The 18,006-nt window shown below is 34.7% G+C and carries 12 protein-coding genes; 5 read left to right on the top strand and 7 right to left on the bottom strand.

From position 1 onward, the window contains the following. Positions 1 to 141 precede the first annotated feature (141 nt). On the top strand, positions 142 to 1,188 hold the full coding sequence (thiL, locus tag BLP44_RS04000; protein ID WP_066033313.1) for a thiamine-phosphate kinase: 1,047 nt from the start codon (positions 142 to 144) through the stop codon (positions 1,186 to 1,188). A gap of 130 nt (positions 1,189 to 1,318) precedes the next feature. Here the strand turns inward: thiL and BLP44_RS03995 are convergent, their stop codons facing one another. The 5 genes from BLP44_RS03995 to BLP44_RS03975 all read right to left on the bottom strand — a co-directional run bounded on the left by BLP44_RS03995 (position 1,319) and on the right by BLP44_RS03975 (position 7,223). Then, positions 1,319 to 2,017, bottom strand: coding sequence for a response regulator (locus BLP44_RS03995; RefSeq protein ID WP_091129561.1), 699 nt, complete (start codon positions 2,015 to 2,017; stop codon positions 1,319 to 1,321). After that, the gene (locus BLP44_RS03990) at positions 2,007 to 3,941 is read right to left on the bottom strand and encodes an ATP-binding protein (RefSeq protein WP_317040763.1); all 1,935 of its coding nucleotides are present in this window, start codon (positions 3,939 to 3,941) and stop codon (positions 2,007 to 2,009) included. The genes BLP44_RS03995 and BLP44_RS03990 overlap by 11 nt, the downstream gene beginning before the upstream one ends. A 208-nt stretch (positions 3,942 to 4,149) precedes the next feature. Continuing rightward, positions 4,150 to 4,407, bottom strand: a complete 258-nt coding sequence (locus BLP44_RS03985) for a hypothetical protein (protein WP_091129558.1) — start codon at positions 4,405 to 4,407, stop codon at positions 4,150 to 4,152. A gap of 175 nt (positions 4,408 to 4,582) precedes the next feature. Beyond that, positions 4,583 to 5,401 (bottom strand): LytR/AlgR family response regulator transcription factor, encoded by an 819-nt coding sequence (locus BLP44_RS03980; RefSeq protein ID WP_091129554.1) that lies wholly within the window; start codon positions 5,399 to 5,401, stop codon positions 4,583 to 4,585. A gap of 280 nt (positions 5,402 to 5,681) precedes the next feature. After that, complete coding sequence (locus BLP44_RS03975) at positions 5,682 to 7,223, bottom strand: glycine--tRNA ligase (RefSeq protein WP_091129550.1); 1,542 nt, start codon at positions 7,221 to 7,223, stop codon at positions 5,682 to 5,684. 98 nt (positions 7,224 to 7,321) lie between these two features. Between BLP44_RS03975 and BLP44_RS03970 the strand changes: the two genes are divergently transcribed. Next, positions 7,322 to 8,002 carry a ComF family protein gene (locus tag BLP44_RS03970; RefSeq protein ID WP_244511659.1) on the top strand — a complete coding sequence of 227 codons (681 nt, stop codon included), beginning with the start codon at positions 7,322 to 7,324 and terminating at the stop codon, positions 8,000 to 8,002. A gap of 17 nt (positions 8,003 to 8,019) precedes the next feature. On the opposite strand, the gene BLP44_RS03965 is transcribed toward BLP44_RS03970, so the two are convergent. Next, on the bottom strand, positions 8,020 to 10,680 hold the full coding sequence (locus tag BLP44_RS03965) for a zinc-dependent metalloprotease (RefSeq protein ID WP_091129544.1): 2,661 nt from the start codon (positions 10,678 to 10,680) through the stop codon (positions 8,020 to 8,022). 194 nt (positions 10,681 to 10,874) lie between these two features. On the opposite strand from BLP44_RS03965, the gene BLP44_RS03960 reads away from it, so the two are divergent. The 3 genes from BLP44_RS03960 (at position 10,875) to BLP44_RS03950 (ending at position 13,387) form a co-directional block, all read left to right on the top strand. Continuing rightward, positions 10,875 to 11,822: a bifunctional riboflavin kinase/FAD synthetase gene (locus BLP44_RS03960; RefSeq protein WP_091129540.1), complete on the top strand. Its 948-nt coding sequence runs from the start codon at positions 10,875 to 10,877 to the stop codon at positions 11,820 to 11,822. A 98-nt stretch (positions 11,823 to 11,920) separates the two neighbouring features. Further along, entirely contained in the window at positions 11,921 to 12,358 is a 438-nt protein-coding gene (locus tag BLP44_RS03955; protein WP_008465451.1) for a hypothetical protein, read from the top strand. 162 nt (positions 12,359 to 12,520) lie between these two features. After that, positions 12,521 to 13,387 (top strand): cupin-like domain-containing protein, encoded by an 867-nt coding sequence (locus BLP44_RS03950; RefSeq protein WP_008465452.1) that lies wholly within the window; start codon positions 12,521 to 12,523, stop codon positions 13,385 to 13,387. A gap of 44 nt (positions 13,388 to 13,431) precedes the next feature. Here the strand turns inward: BLP44_RS03950 and BLP44_RS03945 are convergent. Further along, positions 13,432 to 18,006, bottom strand: a 4,575-nt coding sequence (locus BLP44_RS03945) for a T9SS sorting signal type C domain-containing protein (protein WP_091129536.1), incomplete at its 5' end; no start/stop codon positions are given.

The following is an 18,006-nucleotide window of genomic DNA, read 5'->3' as shown; positions in this document are numbered from 1 at the left end:
ACACAAGGGAGATGCACTGCGGTGCTCTAAGGAAAATTCGTTTATAAAAAACTTTGCAACTCTGAACCTTTGTGTCTTTGTTACTTAAAAAGAAAAATCCTTTGTAACTTTGCGCCTTAATAACTTTGGAACTTAACAGAAATGATTGAAGATAAAAATCAGCAGAGAACTAGTATAGCTCAATTGGGCGAATTTGGTTTAATTGACCATTTAACTAAACATTTTGACATTACTCAGGAATCTACCTTAAAAAGTATTGGTGATGACGCCGCTGTTCTTGATTTTAAAGACAAAAAAGTAGTCGTTTCAACCGATTTATTAATTGAAGGAGTTCATTTTGATTTGGCTTACATGCCACTGAAACATTTAGGATACAAAGCCGTTGTAGTAAACGTTTCTGACATTTGCGCGATGAATGCAAAACCGACTCAAATTACGGTTTCGGTTGCCGTTTCTAATCGTTTTCCGCTTGAAGCTCTAGAAGAGTTGTTTGCAGGAATTACACTTGCCGCAAAGGAATATAAAGTGGATGTTATTGGCGGAGACACAACCTCATCTCAAAAAGGATTAATCATCAGCATAACTGCCATTGGAGAAGCTGATGAAAATGAATTGGTTTATAGAAATGGAGCTAAAAAAACTGATTTATTAGTTGTAACCGGTGACCTTGGCGCTGCGTATATGGGATTGCAGGTTTTAGAACGTGAAAAACAAGTTTTTCAGGTTAATCCGAACAATCAGCCAGATTTAGATCCTTATACTTATTTGGTAGAACGCCAATTGAAACCTGAAGCGCGAAAAGATGTTCGTACCTTGCTTCATGCTTTAGATATAAAACCAAACGCAATGATTGATATCTCAGACGGATTATCTTCTGAGATTATGCATATCTGCAAACAATCTAAAGTAGGCTGTAATTTATATGAAGACAAACTGCCTTTGGATCCTCAGTTTATTTCTACTTGCGAAGAATTTAATATCGACAGTACAACGGTTGCCATAAATGGTGGAGAAGATTATGAACTTTTATTTACGATTGATATTAATGATTTCGACAAAATAAAGGGAAATCCGAATTTCTCTGTTATCGGACATATGACGGAAGAAAATGAAGGAATCCATCTTGTAACCCGTGCGAATACAAAAATTGCCTTAAAAGCTCGCGGATGGGATGCTTTGAGCGAGTAATTTAAGTATTCAGTCTCAGTATTCAGTAACAATAAAAAACACCTAATAGGTTTAAAATCCATTAGGTGTTTTTTTGTGTCATTATATTTCACTTTAAAACTCTAAAATCTGAACTCTGAAATCTAAAATTTTAAAAAAGCCCTTTGCTTTTCGCTTCTTTTACCAAGTCGTGATCAGAACCGCTTTTTATTTTTAGCAATTCCATCAAATGTTTTTTTCGTTTCACGATGGCATTTAAAGAAATTGGAATATTTTGCAACACTTCATGAATTGGGGTTCCTTTGTCCAAATGAATTAATATCTGTTTATCATACTGATCTATTTCAATTGCATTATGCGTTGATTGATTCAGCATTTTTACAACCGACTGGCTGTAATATTTTTCATTTTTCATTACTTTATCAAAAGCCAAAAGCAATTCATCAAAAGTAAGGTCGTTTTTAATGATCAATCCGTTGGGCTGAATGGTTCTGATAATGGTTTTAATTTTCAGCAATTCGGTATACATCGTCAACAGAATAATCTTGCATGAAGGCATCTTTTTCAGAAGCAATTTTGCTAGATCTTCACCAGAAAAAATCTCTTTTTCCTCATAAGGAGGCATGCTAATATCCAAAAAAGCAATATCAAAATCAGCATTATTATTATTTTCAATTATATCATAACCGGATCTACAATCGTGTGCCTGCGAAATTAAAAATTCATATTGTTTTGGATTATAACGAGTTATAGCATTCTTATACCCTTCAATAATAAATGGATGGTCATCTACTATTAAAATATTCTTTTTAACTAATTGTGGAGCTGAGGCTGGTAAATCAAATGTCATTATGAAGGTTATTATTTGGCTCTAATGGGACTTTTATGATGAGAATTGTTCCTTCTCCTTTGGCAGATTTTATGGTAACTGTTCCCTTACACTCTGTTGCTCTATATTCTATATTATTAAGACCAATTCCGTTTTTAGTTTTATCGGTATTAAATCCAATTCCGTCATCCTCGATGGTTAAAACTAAATTATCATTTTCGTTTTTAAACTCTACTCTAATAATATCAGCCTTAGCATATTTGTTACAATTTTGGAGCCCTTCTTGAACTATTCTATACAAATTGATTTTTACGATGTTGCTTATTAAATCCCATTTAATTTCAGGATCAAAAACAGTAATCAATTTAGAACTATACGTATTCTTCTGATCTTCAAATAGTTTATTCAAAATAGAAACAAAATTATTAATTAATTCTGATTTTTCTCTATTTAAGTCATGCGAAATTTCCCGAATATCCTGTTCAACATTTTTCAATTCGTCAAGATATTTTTTTCTCTTCGAAATAGCCTCAGATTCATCTAACTTATCCAAACTATCCAAACTTATCCTAATACCGAACATACGCCCTAAAACACCATCGTGTAACTCTTGGGCAACTTTCTTCTTTTCTTTTATTCGCGTAAGCTCAATTTCATTTTGCTGCGAAATCATTAAATTGTAAATATCTTCGTTTGCAATCTGTTGCTGTTGTTTAAAAAGTAGTTCTCGATTTTTGGCCTGCTGTGTTTTGTAAACATAAAAAAACAACCCGAGTAATGTACAAATACTAAATACATAAATCAAGGTTTTATTTTTTTCCTGAAGACTAGAATTTTGATCTTTAATTTCGTTGGTTTCATATTCGATGCGAGAGAATTTTTCTCCCATTTTACGCTCGGTTTTTTTAAGTTTCTCATTGATTCTAATATATTCTTTAGAATATATTGAAGCATTTTTCGGATCAACTAATGTAATTTGCTTTAAAGATTCCATTAAACTAGCAGGAGATTCACTAGAACGTGATAGTTCTACTGCCTCTTTTGAAAACTTCAAAGCCTTGATAGAATCTTGTTTAAATGCAAAATATTCAGACAAGTGTATTTTGTTCAAAATGACACCTGAGGTCTGGTTAAGACTATCCCTAATTTTTAGAGCTTGATAAAATTGTTCTGGAAGCCCATCAGATTCTCGCATTCTAAGTTTTGCATAAGCAAGATTATCCAAAAGCATTGCATACAATTTAGCATTGCCTTGATACAAATTATCTTGCATTAACCCTTTATGAAAATAATATTTCGCTTTCTTGTAATCTTTCATTCCTAAATAAACAAAACCAATATTATTTAAAGAAGTTGCCTCTAATTGCAGTTCTGCTGGAATAGATTTATCTTTTAGTATTTCTAATGCTTTATTGTGAAATTCTAAAGCTCTGTCGTATTCTTCTCTGTCATTGTAAAGTATTCCTAAAAGGTTATAGCAATCGTATAATTGGTTGCTTACATTTTTTAATTTTTTAAGAATCCTTAAGGCTTTAAAAACAGTAACCTCACTTTCGAAAAGAGCATCTTCCTGATATTGGAGATTTGCTTTACTAGAATATATTTTGGCAAGATTCAATTCATCATTAATGCGAGCATAAATCTTTTCTGCTGCAAAATAATTCATATAGGCACTATCTGAAATAGCCTTCAATAGATAATAATCACCTAAATAAGTATATGCTTTTGCTAAATTAACTGAATCCTTGCTCTTTTCTGATCGATCCAAAATTAGGTAAGAAGTTCTTTTATAAGAATCCCAATCACTCATGTTATAATATCTATTGGCAATTTTAAAAAGATTCACTTTGTTTAGAGAATCATCTTTTTGGTCAATAATAATATCCAAAGCCTTTTTATTGTATGACTGTTTTTCTTCATAAGGCAGGCTAATATCATTTGCCAACGAAAGATATATTGATAGACTATCTGTTTGAACAGCGTGATTATCATTACCCTTTTTTTTGGAACACCCAAAAAGAAGAACAAGAATTGTGGTAAGTATTAAGCAATTATTTTTCAATAGTCCTTTTGAATTTAATCAAAAGTACAAAACTAAAAGACATAAAAAAAGCTGCCAGAATTGACAGCTTTTTTTATATATCTAAACTATTTTAGTCAAGTTTAATGTTATTCCCTAATGATTGTCTATCAGAATTGAAAGATTTAGTTTCATTAAAATCCGCATTGCTTGTTCCGTGAAAATCTAATTTTCTTCCGTCTTGAGTTGTATTCTGACCACCTTTTCCATCAATTGGTAAAATTTTAACAGAATCATTAGCTACTAAATATGTTGGAACTTCTGTTGATGCAAAAGAAGTTGCTACTACTACTAAAGAAAATAATCCGATTGTTAAAGCTGTTTTTTTCATGACCTGAGGTTTTAATGTTTGTATTAATTTTTGGAGATGATCCGCCGTTTGCTTGCGAATCAGAGTGTAAAACTAATACCAGGTTGAAAAAAAATTTATACGAAAAATTAGGTTTGTGGTAGATCGTACCCAATTGATAGTCAATGAGTAGGAAATCAATGTAATTGTCTAATTTTTAGACTTCTAGGTAATTTCCTGCTGCAAAATCGGAAATAATCTGCTCTATATTTGCCTTGTACGTTTTAGAAAAAGGAATCTTTTTAGTGGAGTTTTTTATGTAACAGATTGAGTTTCCGCTATGAATCCTCGAAATATAATTTCTATTAATGACATAACTGTTATGAATACGGATAAACGGATAGGTCAAAACACTTTCGAAATGCTTTAAAGTTTTGAAGGCCGTAATCATTTCGCCAGTGTTTAAATAAATATCCGTAGAATTATTGTCGGCTTGAAAATAACAAATATCGTCAGCATTTAAATAACGGTAATCTCCATACGATTTTATGCAGATGGTTAATGGCTTTTGAATATTTTGAGGAATCGGTACGTTATTTATATTGTCAATTACAATTGAAGTCTGTTCTTCTGTTGAACCTACTGTTTTTACCTCAAAATTTGCTTTTTTAAGCTTCAAAACGGTTTTCAGAAGATCAATATGCGTAACAGGTTTTAAAAGATAATCAAACACACCATATTGAATCGCATCAAAAGCTTTGTCTTTTTTATTTGTAATAATAATAATTTTTGGGATCTCCTGAAAGAAACGGTGCAATTCGCTAACGAAAGTCAGAGACAAATGACTTAAAAGATTTTCGGGTTCGATTTCTAGAAAAATCAAATCGGGTTTGTGTTCTAAAACCAAGTTTAAACCGTCCTGGAAATTTGATGCCGAGCCCGCAAAAGATAATTCTGAAAAACCTGAAGCGGTTGTTTGGGTTTTCAAAATACTCTCAGCAACATCATCAATTATAATATACGAATACTTTTTCAATTTCGGGTCTTGTTGGTTTTCTCACTGCGCAATCATAATAAAAAAAAACACTTTTGATTTGCTATATGAAGAAAAAAATTGCTCTTTGCAGTAATATAAATTTAAAATTACGGATTTAAATATTTCAAACACCTCATTGTTAACACATTAGATCAAAATGTTAATACATAAGGATGAAATGCAAAAAAAGCCGATAAAATACTTATTTAAAAAAAGAAAATCCCAAACTCTCCCGAAGCTTTGGGACAGAATTTGGGATTTCTATAATAAACTGTAAAGATTACATCTTCATTAACCAGTTTTTCATCGAAACTTCATTTTCGATAATACCTCTTAATTCAGTAATTTTTACACGATCTTGTTTCATGGTATCTCTATGACGAATCGTTACCGTTTCGTCTTCAAGCGTCTGATGATCTACTGTAATACAGAAAGGCGTTCCTAAAGCATCTTGTCTTCTGTAACGGCGTCCTACAGCATCTTTTTCATCGTAAGCCACATTGAAATCCCATTTCAAATCTTCTATGATTTTTCTTGAAACTTCTGGTAAACCATCTTTTTTAACTAATGGCAATACTGCCGCTTTAGTTGGCGCTAAAACTGCCGGTAATTTTAGAACTGTTCTTGTAGAACCGTCTTCTAATGTTTCTTCTTTTAATGAAGTAGCAAATACAGCCAAGAACATACGATCTAAACCAACAGAAGTTTCTACTACGTAAGGAACGTAGTTTTCATTTAATTCAGGATCAAAATATTGTAATTTTCTTCCGGAATATTCTTCGTGTGCTTTTAAGTCGAAATCTGTACGAGAGTGAATTCCTTCCAATTCTTTAAATCCAAATGGGAAATTAAATTCGATATCAGCCGCTGCATTTGCGTAGTGCGCTAATTTCTCGTGATCATGAAAACGATAATTTTCCTGTCCTAACCCTAAAGATAAGTGCCATTTTAAACGAGTTGCTTTCCAGTGCTCGTACCATTGCATTTCTTCTCCTGGACGAACAAAGAATTGCATTTCCATTTGTTCGAACTCACGCATACGGAAAATAAATTGTCTTGCCACAATTTCATTTCTGAACGCTTTACCCGTTTGAGCGATTCCGAACGGAACTTTCATACGGCCTGATTTCTGAACGTTTAAGAAGTTCACAAAAATACCTTGAGCCGTTTCTGGACGTAAATATAAATCCATTGCATTTTCTGCAGATGCCCCCAATTTAGTTCCGAACATCAAGTTGAATTGTTTTACTTCTGTCCAGTTTTTAGAACCTGTTTCAGGATCAGCAATTTCAAGTTCTTCGATCAATGCTTTAACATCAGCTAAATCTCCAGCTCCCAAAGAACGTCCTAAACGCTCTCTGATTTCTTTTTCTTTAGCTAAATATTCAATAACACGAGCGTTTGTAGTAACAAACTCTTGTTCGTTGAATGCATCGCCAAAACGAACTTTTGCTTTTTCGATTTCTTTTTGAGCTTTTTGGTGAATTTTTTCAGCAAAATCTTCGACCAAAACGTCAGCTCTATATCTCTTTTTAGAATCTTTATTATCAATTAATGGATCATTGAAAGCATCAACGTGACCAGAAGCTTTCCAAGTTGTTGGATGCATTAATATTGCAGCATCAAGGCCGACAATATTTTCATTCATCTGAACCATTGATTTCCACCAATATTCACGGATATTCTTTTTTAATTCGACACCGTTTTGTGCGTAATCATATACAGCACTTAAACCATCGTAAACTTCGCTTGACGGAAAAATAAATCCGTACTCTTTTGCGTGCGAAACCACATTCTTAAATATATCTTCTTGTTTTGCCATAGTGATGCAAAAATATAAAAACTAGCTATATAAAAAAGAAAAATTATAAAGATTGAAGCTTTGATTTTGTTACTTTTGTAAATAAAATCTCTCTTTTTGTGATTAATTATCTAATAAATCTATTTTTCCCTAAAGTCTGCAGCGGATGCCATTCACTTTTGCTTCAAAATGAAACCGTTTTCTGCACCGTCTGCCGACATGAAATGCCTCTAACCCGATATCATTTAAATCCTAAAAATGAAGCTGTCAAAAAGTTTTATGGTAAAATTGACATTCAATTTGCATCAGCTTTTTTGTATTTCAATAAAAAAGGAATCGTTCAAGAATTAATTCATAATTTAAAATACAAAGGCCATCAGGAAATTGGAACCGTTTTAGGAAATTGGTATGCAGAAGATCTAAAGGAACTTCAATTAGAAATTCCTTTTGATGCTGTAATTCCTGTTCCGCTGCATAAAAGAAAATTTAAGGAACGAGGTTATAATCAGGTTACCACTTTTGGAAAAGCAATTGCATTGGGTTTTGAAATTCCTTTTGCAGAAAATATTCTAATCCGAAAATTATATACCAAAACGCAATCCAAGAAAAACCTTTTGGGAAGATCTGAAAATATTGAAAACATTTTTGATGTCAAATTCACCGAATCTGATCACAACAAACATTTTTTAATTGTTGACGATGTGCTTACAACAGGTGCAACACTTGAAGCATGCTCAAAAGCGTTACTAAAAATACCTGGCGCTAAGATTAGCATACTCTGTATGGCGATGGCGCATTAACCTTTGAAACTCAAGAATTAATTCACCAATATTTTTTTCACTTCTTTTCTGTTACCGTCAGTAACCGTTACAAAATAAAGACCCGAAGGCACATCTGGCAACTGAATATCTTGAATAAAATATCCTGAACCTTGAAAAGTTCTATTGTAAACATATTTTCCATTAATATCATTTACGTAAACTTTAATCTCGCTCACCGAATCTCTATCAAATTGAACTGTAAAAGTTCCTTTGTTTGGATTTGGGTATGCAACGAAATCAGCATTCTCAAAATCGTCATTTCCTAATGTATAGGTTTTAGAACAGATATTTACTGACGCAGAATTTATTGTTCCAAGAGCTCCCACAGTATCATCAAGAACTCTAAAAGTCCAATTTCCTTGTGGATTTTCCCCATTAAAAGCACTTAGAGCAGTTGAAGGGATCACAATCTGGCTAGTAGTTGTATTACAGTTCAAAGCAGCTCCGCTGTCATCAAACTGCAAAGCAAAAGTTGAATTTGTACTTCCGCAGTTTTTATTAAACAAAGTCACCACTGTGCCGCTCGGGCTTATGATTTGCATAGTCAAATCTGAAAATCTCGCATGCGTTACATTTACTGAAACATTGACATCTGAGACTGACCCTGATGAAGTAGGCACAGAAACTGTTTTATTCACATTTACATTATCGCCTGTTGAATAACCACCACCAAAATTATATGACGCGCAAGAGGTCGAAACCTTATATCCTAAAGCAAATGGTTTGGAATTTATAGCATAATAAATATTGCCAACTGGCTCTACCAAAAGTCTGCAATTTGTAGAAGCGTCAATTTCTGGAACCAATATCGTTTCAGAACCATCATTTGGAGTATTAGCAGCTAAGATTATTGGAAATGTTAATCCGCCATCTACTGATAATTTGATATTTACATTTGACGAACCTGGTAGTGTATTAGTGTTATTTACACTCCAATTAATTGTTTGTGCAGACCCCTTTGCCCACCCGAGATTATCATCAGCTTGTGAAGTTACTGCAAATGGTCCAGCCGCTGCACTGACAGTCACAACCATTGCATCTGTATTTGTCTGTCCTTTTCCTGCTGCCGCATTGTCTCTTCCTGTCAAAGTAAAATTCATTGTCTTTGCAATAGAAGAAACAGACTCCCAAGTTGTCGTTAACTGATTATTTAATACAGAACTTAAAGCTGGCATGTAGCGAACTGGTGATGCTGTCGGAGAAAAAGACCTAAACATTGGTCCATCTGGTTTTGTTGCAGAGGCAAAACTATTACCAGCAAAAGCTGTTGTTGCACTATCAAATTGCTCCCATGTATACGTTATTGAATTTCCTTCAGGATCTGAACCTGTTCCTGTTAAAATAAATGGCGTATTGATTGGAATCGTATAATCTAATCCTGCATTTATTACAGGCGGATTATTATCAGTTATAGGTATAGACACGGGACAAGTTTTTCCTGCTAGATTATTCTGTATTTGGCTAATACTGGCGTAAGAAAAATAATCATCTGAATGATCTTGTATATTATAACCTTGTGTTACACCTGCATATCCCATAATAGTTGAACCGCTTCCAGGTTCATAACATGCTCCATAACCTTCATTTTGGAAAGAAAAAGTATGTGTGCCTCCAAGCTGATGTCCCATTTCGTGTGCCACAAAATCTATATCAAAATTATCACCTTGCGGTTTTGCATCTGCTGGAGATGTAAACGCACTACCTTTTCCTATTGGTTGGCTTGGAGTTGGACTATCACATATACAACCTATACACCCCGCATTTCCTCCTCCGCCAGAAGCTCCAAATAAATGACCTATGTCATAATTGGCCTCACCTATAACATTGGTTAATGTGGTCTGCACTTCCTTAGCCCAAGGCCCACCATCTGCTGCACCTACCGATGCAATCGAGTAAGGATCTGTAGAAGCATCTGTATAAATAACAGCATCATTGTTTGCAATTAAAATTAATTGTACAGCAAGATCTCGATTAAAAATACCATTTACTCGAGTTAAAGTGGCATTGATTCCGGCTAAAGCTCCTGCTTTTGTTCCGCCAAAATAAGCTGTGTATTCCCCTGTACAAGATAATGCCAATCGAAGTGTTTTAAATTGTTTGGCATTAGAAGCTGTTTTTGCGGTTTTATTGACAGAAACAAAATTGGTTGTTTTACAGTCCAACAACATTTTTGATGTTGCGTTGTCTGTCGATTTAAACAAAACATATTCAGATTTATTTTCTGGGTTTTGCTCAATATATTCAGTTGGTTTTGCTGTTCTAAAAACCATGGTCTGTACGCCAATTGGAGCAACACTAAAATGTATTTTAGCATTTTTATCATCTATTCCTCGACCTTCATAAGATCTGATTTCTGGATATTTTGCTTGTAATTCCGGATTAAAATTAGAAGATTCCCAAATAGAAAAACGTTCCAAAATGCCATCAGTATTCGGAATAGTGATTTCTGACGTTGTGTTTTTTGCTGTTTTATTGGATGCCGAAGCTAACTTTGAACTGAGAAGACTTGTATTTAATTTATAGTATAATTTATTGGAACTTGTGCCATCGGCTCTTCGTGAAAGCGATGAATTAGTTACTTTCTGCCATAAAACGTCTTGTGCTTTAATTGCTACAGAACAGAAAATTAAAAGTATACAAAGTAGTTGTTTTTTCATACTATTAAAATATAATAATCAAAATTACTTTAATTAATTTGAAATTATATTATCTACACGACAATTATTGTTTTTTTAATCGACGAGTCGGCATATTTTTACAAAAAGATATATTATCTGTTAAAAATCGATTTGGCATTGTATTAAATTTAAAAGAGAATAGTATAAATTTGCAGCATCTTAAATAATTTGTTTTGAAGCTCTTTCATTCTATAAACGATTTTCAGTCAACCAAGAAAACAATTTTAACTCTTGGTACCTTTGATGGCGTGCATATTGGTCATAAAAAAATTCTGGAACGAATTACTAAGAATACTGAAAATGGAAAATATGAAAGCCTAGTTCTGACCTTTTTTCCGCACCCAAGAATGGTTCTTCAGGAAAAGTCTGAAATAAGATTACTTAATACCATTGATGAAAAAATAAAACTTTTGGAAGCAACTGGAATAGAAAATCTAGTTGTTCATCCTTTTAACGAAAGTTTTTCAAGATTAACCGCTGAGGAATTCGTTCGTACCATTTTAGTAGAGAAATTTCAGATTCAAAAAATTATTATTGGACATGATCATCGTTTTGGCCGCAATAGAACGGCAAATATTGATGATCTAATTGCTTTTGGAATCGAATATGGATTTGAGGTAGAGCAAATTTCAGCCGAAGAAATCCAAGATGTTTCAGTTAGTTCAACCAAAATCAGAAAAGCTTTAAATGAAGGCAACATGACTTTGGCCAATGAATATTTAGGTTATAGCTATTTCTTGAACGGAACCATTGTAAAAGGAAAACAGCTTGGACGTACCATTGGTTTTCCTACTGCAAATATCCATATTGAAGAAGATTATAAACTAATACCAAAAATTGGTGTTTATGTTGTGAGAGCTGTTGTAAACAATGAAACTGTTTTCGGCATGATGAATATTGGTTTTAATCCGACGGTCAATGGCGAAAAACAGACTATTGAAGTTCATTTGTTTAACTTTGACAAAGACATTTACGATCAGAACATTGAGGTTTCTTTATTGCATTATATTCGCGAAGAGCAAAAATTTAGCTCAGTAGATGCCTTGAAAGCGCAACTTGATCTAGATAAAATCAATTCTCTGGCTTTTATAAACTCTTCATTAAAGGATCAGACTGCATAGTTTTTACCGTTTTTAAATCATCGTAGTTATTTTTTTAGTAAATTTGATAGAACACTGTTTTTCAAATATTTACTATTAACTTCTAAAAAATAACCACTATGAAATTACCTAAAGAAATTACCAACGGGTTTTTGATTTTCCTCGGAATTGGCATTTATTTTTTATTAATGAATGTACTAGGTTTAGCAGATTTGTTTTATTTGAGAACACTTAACGTTTTCTTTATATTCTACGGTGTTAACAGGACAATGCAGATGAATCTTCATGAAGGGGAAACCAACTTTGTTTCTAATGCTGTTTCTGCGATGGCTACTTCTGTAGTTGGTGTCGCACTAAGTATTTTTGGCTTATTGGTTTATAGTTACGCCCGAGGTGGAGATGCCTACGTCAGAACTTTATCCGAGACATTTATGTTCGGAGGAAATCCATCAGTGCCAACTTACTGTATCTGCTTATTATTTGAAGGAATCGCTTCTTCTGTAATAGTAACTTTAATGATGATGCTGTATTGGAATAACAAATACGCAGCAGATTAATTTTTAATTTATTGCAACCAAATTTTAACGGCATACCTTTTTAAATGCACTTTTTGTGTATCGATCAAATCAAAAAATTTAGCCAAAAGAGATCTTAAATCTCAAGAAATATTTTTAAATTGCTTATAGCAGAGAGTTATAAGCAATTTTTTTATTTGAAAAATGAAGTTAAAACAAATTGAAAGGGTTAAAAAAATCTCAAAAGAAGATTTTGTTTCCCAATATGTAAAAAAACAAATTCCTGTTGTTATCGAAGAATTGACCGAAGATTGGCCAGCTTATAACAAATGGAGATTATCTTATATTAAAGAAATCGCAGGAGATTCGGTAGTTCCTTTGTATGATGACAGACCTGTAAATCACGAAGATGGTTTTAATGAAGCGCATACTACAATGAAAATGAGTGATTATATCGACTTATTGGAAGAAAAGCCTACTAATTACCGTATTTTTCTTTACAATCTAATGAAAGAAGTTCCTTCATTAAAAAACGACTTCTTATGGCCTGATATAGGCTTAAAATTAGTAAAGCAAATGCCGATGCTATTTTTCGGAGGCGAAAATTCGAGAGTTTTTATGCATTATGATATTGACTATTCAAACATCCTTCATTTCCATTTTCACGGGGAAAAGCAATGTATGATTTTTGCTCCAAGCCAATCGAAATTTATGTATAAAGTGCCTCATGCGTTAATTTCAAGAGAAGACATTGACTTTGATAATCCGGATTACGAAAAATTTCCAGCGCTTAAAAATGTCGAAGGTTATATCACAAATCTTAAACATGGCGAGATGCTCTATATGCCCGAAGGATATTGGCACTATATGAAATATCTAACGCCAGGATTTTCGATGAGCCTTCGCTCCTTTCCAAAAAACATTGTCAATTTATCCAAAGCGGCTTATAATGTTTTTATTATGCGTCACTTTGATATTATGATGCGAAAAATTCAAGGTCAAAAATGGATTGACTATAAAAACGAAAGGGCTCTTAAAGACACGCATCAGAATTTACAGCGTACCCTTTAATAAAAAAGCGGTTGAGAATTTAAAGACTCAACCGCTTTTTATTTTTATCTGAATACTATTTTTCTTGACGCTGTTTTTCCATTTTCTAAAGTTATCTTAACAAATAGAATTTGCGGTCCTGATTGAAAATTATTTATAATCCAATCTTTATTTCCAATTTCCTTTTTATGATATAATAATTTACCGCCTACATCATAAATAGAGACTTCTTGAAGATTTTCCTGTTCAGAAATAGATTGCAGTTTGATGTTTTTATCCTTAACAGAAACAACAATTTTTTGGTTTTGATTTTCAAAATCCTCATTTCCAAGCGCTTTATCATCATCACTATTTGTATAACGTAAAACAAAACGATTCAGAAAAGTTCCTGGCGCTGACCTAAACGTATAACCTCCTGTTTTAAGATTATGAATCGTATTTGTTACTTTGTCTTGCAGATAAATATTCTGATTACTTAAATTTCCATCTGTATGATCTATAGCAATTGTAAAATTACCTTCTGGAATAGTGGACTTATACCCTAAAGGGATTGTATCGCTCACAACAAAAGGCAACGCTCTTCCTTGAATAACCAATTTTTTCCCTTCATTAATGCTATAAAAATCAACATAAGGATTTGCATTCAGTGTGACTGCATCATAATTATAATCAAAAGAATTTGTTGCTCCCGTTACATATCCGATTAGTAATTGTTTAAAAGCTCCTTCTGTATTTGTAAAATTTAACCATACACGATGTTTTTCAATTAGAGCTGTATTTGCAGATTTAAAAAACTGGCTATTATTACTAGCCACTCTCATTGAGTTTGTATATACAGGATTCTGTCCTGTTCTGGATTTAGCAAAAAAACCTTGTCCTGCAGCAATATATCCTGCTGGTTCGCTTTGATTTCCTGGAGACGTTGCTCCAGTTCCCTCCATTGTTCCTATCTCTGTGAGTCCCGATAAATTATAATAAGCAAAATCACTACCCGTATAAGTATAGGTATTGGTGCCTGGAATTAAAGTAGGAGGACTATTATGTGTCCAAAAATACAATGTGCCGTAAAGGCGATCTGCATTATCATGAATAAATTGATCCGCATAAATTGCTGAAGGATATGGATTCCCTAGCAAAACTAATTTTTCAGCTGTAACTGGCGGACCAATAATCGTTCCGTTATTTGGCGTCCCCACAAATTGTCCACCGAAAATTTGAGTCGAATTCAAATCATAAAATTGAGGAGATCTAATACTGTAGCCGTTTCCTTTCACCATTTCTTCTGCTCCATTACTAATTAGTATCCATTTTTCCGTCGCAGAATTGAATTTATGATATTTATCCCAAAGTGTATTTGGCGATAAATCATGCAATGTAAAAGCTGGCACACGAGTTACCGGTGAAGACCAATACGTAACATCGTAACGTCTTACTGGCGTTGTATTTCTTTTATAGACAATATTTCCTGTATTATCTATATCGTTAATTTGAACTAAACTTGAATTGTTTTCAAAAGTTAAAATTCCATTACCAAGTACACTGACTTCATTTGTTACAGTGATTGTATTTGTACCCTGCACAATAAGAGATCCATTGTTCTGAACCGTTAATCTGCTGACAAAAAAGCTGGCATTAGTTCCCGAAATAATTGGATCAACTCCTACGTCTGGAATATCTACACAATCAGAAGCAATAGGAACGCCTGCTGGTGTCCAGTTTGCTGGATTTCCCCAATTGGCATCAACACTTCCATTCCACGCTTTAGTGACAAAAGCATTTATCATGATTGGTGTTGCTTCTGATTCACAACCTGATGCATTATTTCGTACTTGTACATTATACCCTCCAGAAGAAAGTCCTGTAAATACCCCAGAAGTATTGCTAAAATCTATTCCATCAATACTGTAAGTGTATCCCGTTCCAGATGCAGGTGATGTGACTGTAATAACACCTGTATTATTTATACAAGTTGGGAATTGAGTCACTGAAGCTGTAGGCGCAATCGGAAGTGGGCTTACAACTAAAGAAACGCTTTGAGTTGCTGAACATCCGTTTGAAGTTGTAATAGTCATTATACCGTTATAAGTCCCCGAAGCGGTATTTGCAGGTACAATCACATTTATAATATTTCCAGATCCAGAACTAAAAGGAAATGGCGTAGCACCTTGGTCTGTTAAAGTAATCCAGTCAATCGCATAACTAGTTGGAGATCCAGTTGTAGCATTATAAGCTAATTTAGTCGTCTGCTCTGACGGGCTTTGACAAACCGAAGCAAAGGCCCCTGCTGTACTAATGGTTGGAAGCGTATTAATGGTCAAAGAAATTGCTTGTGTTGTCAAACATCCATTTGATGTGGAAATTGTCATTACACCAGTATAAGTTCCTGCAGCTGTTCCAGCTGGAACATTAATATTATCAATATTTCCTCCTCCTGAATCAAAAGAAAAAGTGGTCGTTGCTTGATCATTTAATGCTGCCCAATCTATAGAATAGTTTATTGGCGAACCGGTTGTAGCAGAATAAGGTAAAGAAGCAATTTGTGCAGATGCATCTTGACAAATTGAAATCAAATTTCCAGATGTTGTAATTGTTGGAACCTCATTGATAGTTACTGTAAAAACATTATCTACAGACAAACAGCCATTTGCATTCATTACAGTTAACGTTCCTGTATAAGTTCCAGGAGCTGTTCCAGCTGGAATTGCAATAGTAATTGGACTCGCTGTTAAAGCTTCATCAATAACTGTCGCAAAACTATTTGTCGGACTGGCATTCCAAGTGATGCTGTAAGTTGTTGGCGAATTCGTAACTGCTATATACGGCAATGCCGTACTCTGTGTAACTGAACTTTCACATACTGATGCAGTAGCTCCTAATGTTATAGTTGGCAAAGGATTCACAGTAACTGTAAAATTATTCGCCGTTGATACGCATCCACTCGCATTGCTTACCGTCAATGTTCCTGTATAAGTTCCTGCGGCAGTTCCTGCAGGAACAGCAATACTAATCGGACTAGTTGTTAACGTCGCATTTGTAACTGCTAAGAAACTGTTTGTCGGACTGGCATTCCAAGTGATGCTATAATTCGTTGGTGAATTTGTTGTCGCGGTATAACTCAAGTTTGCCGTTTGAGCTGAAGCATTGAAGCAAACCGGTGTTACTGTGCCAAGTGTGATAGTTGGCACCGCGTTTACAGTAACCGTAAAATTAGCTGCTGTAGACACACACCCATTTGCATTGCTTACCGTTAATGCCCCTGTATAAATTCCTGCTGCTGTATTAGCAGGTATTGGAATCGTAATAGGACCTGCAGGCAAGCTTGCATTTGTAACTGGTGCAAAAGTATTTGTCGGACTGGCATTCCAAGTGATGCTGTAATTTGTTGGCGAGTTTGTGGAAGCACTGTATGGAAGTGTCGTACTCTGTGGATTGGAACTTGCACATATCGCGGTCGTGGCACCCAATGTTATTGCTGGTAATGGATTGACGATAACGGTAAAATTGGTTGCCGTTGATATGCATCCATTTGTATTACTTACCGTTAATGTCCCCGTATATGTCCCAGCAGCTGTATTAGCTGGTATTGCAATACTAATCGGGCTTGTTGGCAAGCTTGCATTTGTAACTGGCGCAAAAGTATTAGTTGGGCTCGCATTCCAAGTGATGCTGTAATTTGTCGGCGAATTCGTAACCGCTGTATAAGGCAATGGAGTATTCTGTGCGCTTGAACTTGTACATACCGCTGTGGTTGCTCCTAATGTAATCGTTGGCAATGCGTTTACCGTTACTGTAAAATTAGTTGCCGTCGATACGCACCCGTTTGCATTGCTTACCGTTAATGTTCCTGTATACGTTCCTGCTGCTGTATTGGCAGGTATTGCAATACTAATCGGGCTTGCAGGCAGAGATGCATTTGAAACTGCTGTAAAAGTATTTGTTGGACTCGCATTCCAAGTGATGCTATAATTAGTTGGTGCATTTGTAACTGCTGTATAAGGCAATGTTGTACTCTGTGCGCTCGAACTTATGCATACTGGCGTAGTGGCGCTTAATGATATTGTCGGCAATGGATTTACGGTGACTGTAAAATTAGTTCCCGTAGAAGTACATCCTGCTGCATTTTTCACAGTAATAGTTCCCGTATATGTTCCAGCAGCAGTTCCGGCAGGAACTGCAATACTGATTGGACTAGCGGTTAATGTGGCATTTGTAACTGCTGCAAAACTATTCGTTGGACTGGAATTCCAAGTGATGCTATACGTATTGGGAGAGTTTGTTGTCGCAGTATAATTCAGATTGGCCGTTTGGGCTGATGCATTAAAACAGACTGGCGTTGTCCCGGTTAATGTAATAGTTGGAGGTCCGCTTACTGTAACCGTAAAATTACTTGCTGTCGATACACATCCATTTGCATTTCTTACCGTTAATGTCCCCGTATATGTTCCAGCAGCTGTATTAGCAGGTATTGCAATACTAATCGGGCTTGCAGGCAGAGATGCATTTGTAACTGCGACAAAAGCATTCGTTGGACTGGCATTCCAAATAATACTGTATGTAGTTGGCGAATTTGTAACCGCTGTATAAGGCAATGGAGTATTCTGTGCGCTTGAACTTGTACATACCGCTGTGGTTGCTCCTAA

Source organism: Flavobacterium anhuiense (genome assembly GCF_900101855.1).
GTDB classification, from domain to species: Bacteria; Bacteroidota; Bacteroidia; order Flavobacteriales; family Flavobacteriaceae; genus Flavobacterium; species Flavobacterium anhuiense.
Note: the sequence above shows the minus strand (reverse complement) of the source record. Positions and strands in the feature narration are given on the sequence as shown.

Bases quoted from the DNA above. Each gene is read 5' to 3' on its own strand.
- BLP44_RS03955 (WP_008465451.1), top strand. From the start codon at position 11,921: ATGAAATTACCTAAAGAAATTACCAACGGGTTTTTGATTTTCCTCGGA.
- BLP44_RS03965 (WP_091129544.1), bottom strand. From the start codon at position 10,680: ATGAAAAAACAACTACTTTGTATACTTTTAATTTTCTGTTCTGTAGCA.
- thiL (WP_066033313.1), top strand. From the start codon at position 142: ATGATTGAAGATAAAAATCAGCAGAGAACTAGTATAGCTCAATTGGGC.
- BLP44_RS03985 (WP_091129558.1), bottom strand. From the start codon at position 4,407: ATGAAAAAAACAGCTTTAACAATCGGATTATTTTCTTTAGTAGTAGTA.
- BLP44_RS03995 (WP_091129561.1), bottom strand. From the start codon at position 2,017: ATGACATTTGATTTACCAGCCTCAGCTCCACAATTAGTTAAAAAGAAT.
- BLP44_RS03950 (WP_008465452.1), top strand. From the start codon at position 12,521: ATGAAGTTAAAACAAATTGAAAGGGTTAAAAAAATCTCAAAAGAAGAT.
- BLP44_RS03975 (WP_091129550.1), bottom strand. From the start codon at position 7,223: ATGGCAAAACAAGAAGATATATTTAAGAATGTGGTTTCGCACGCAAAA.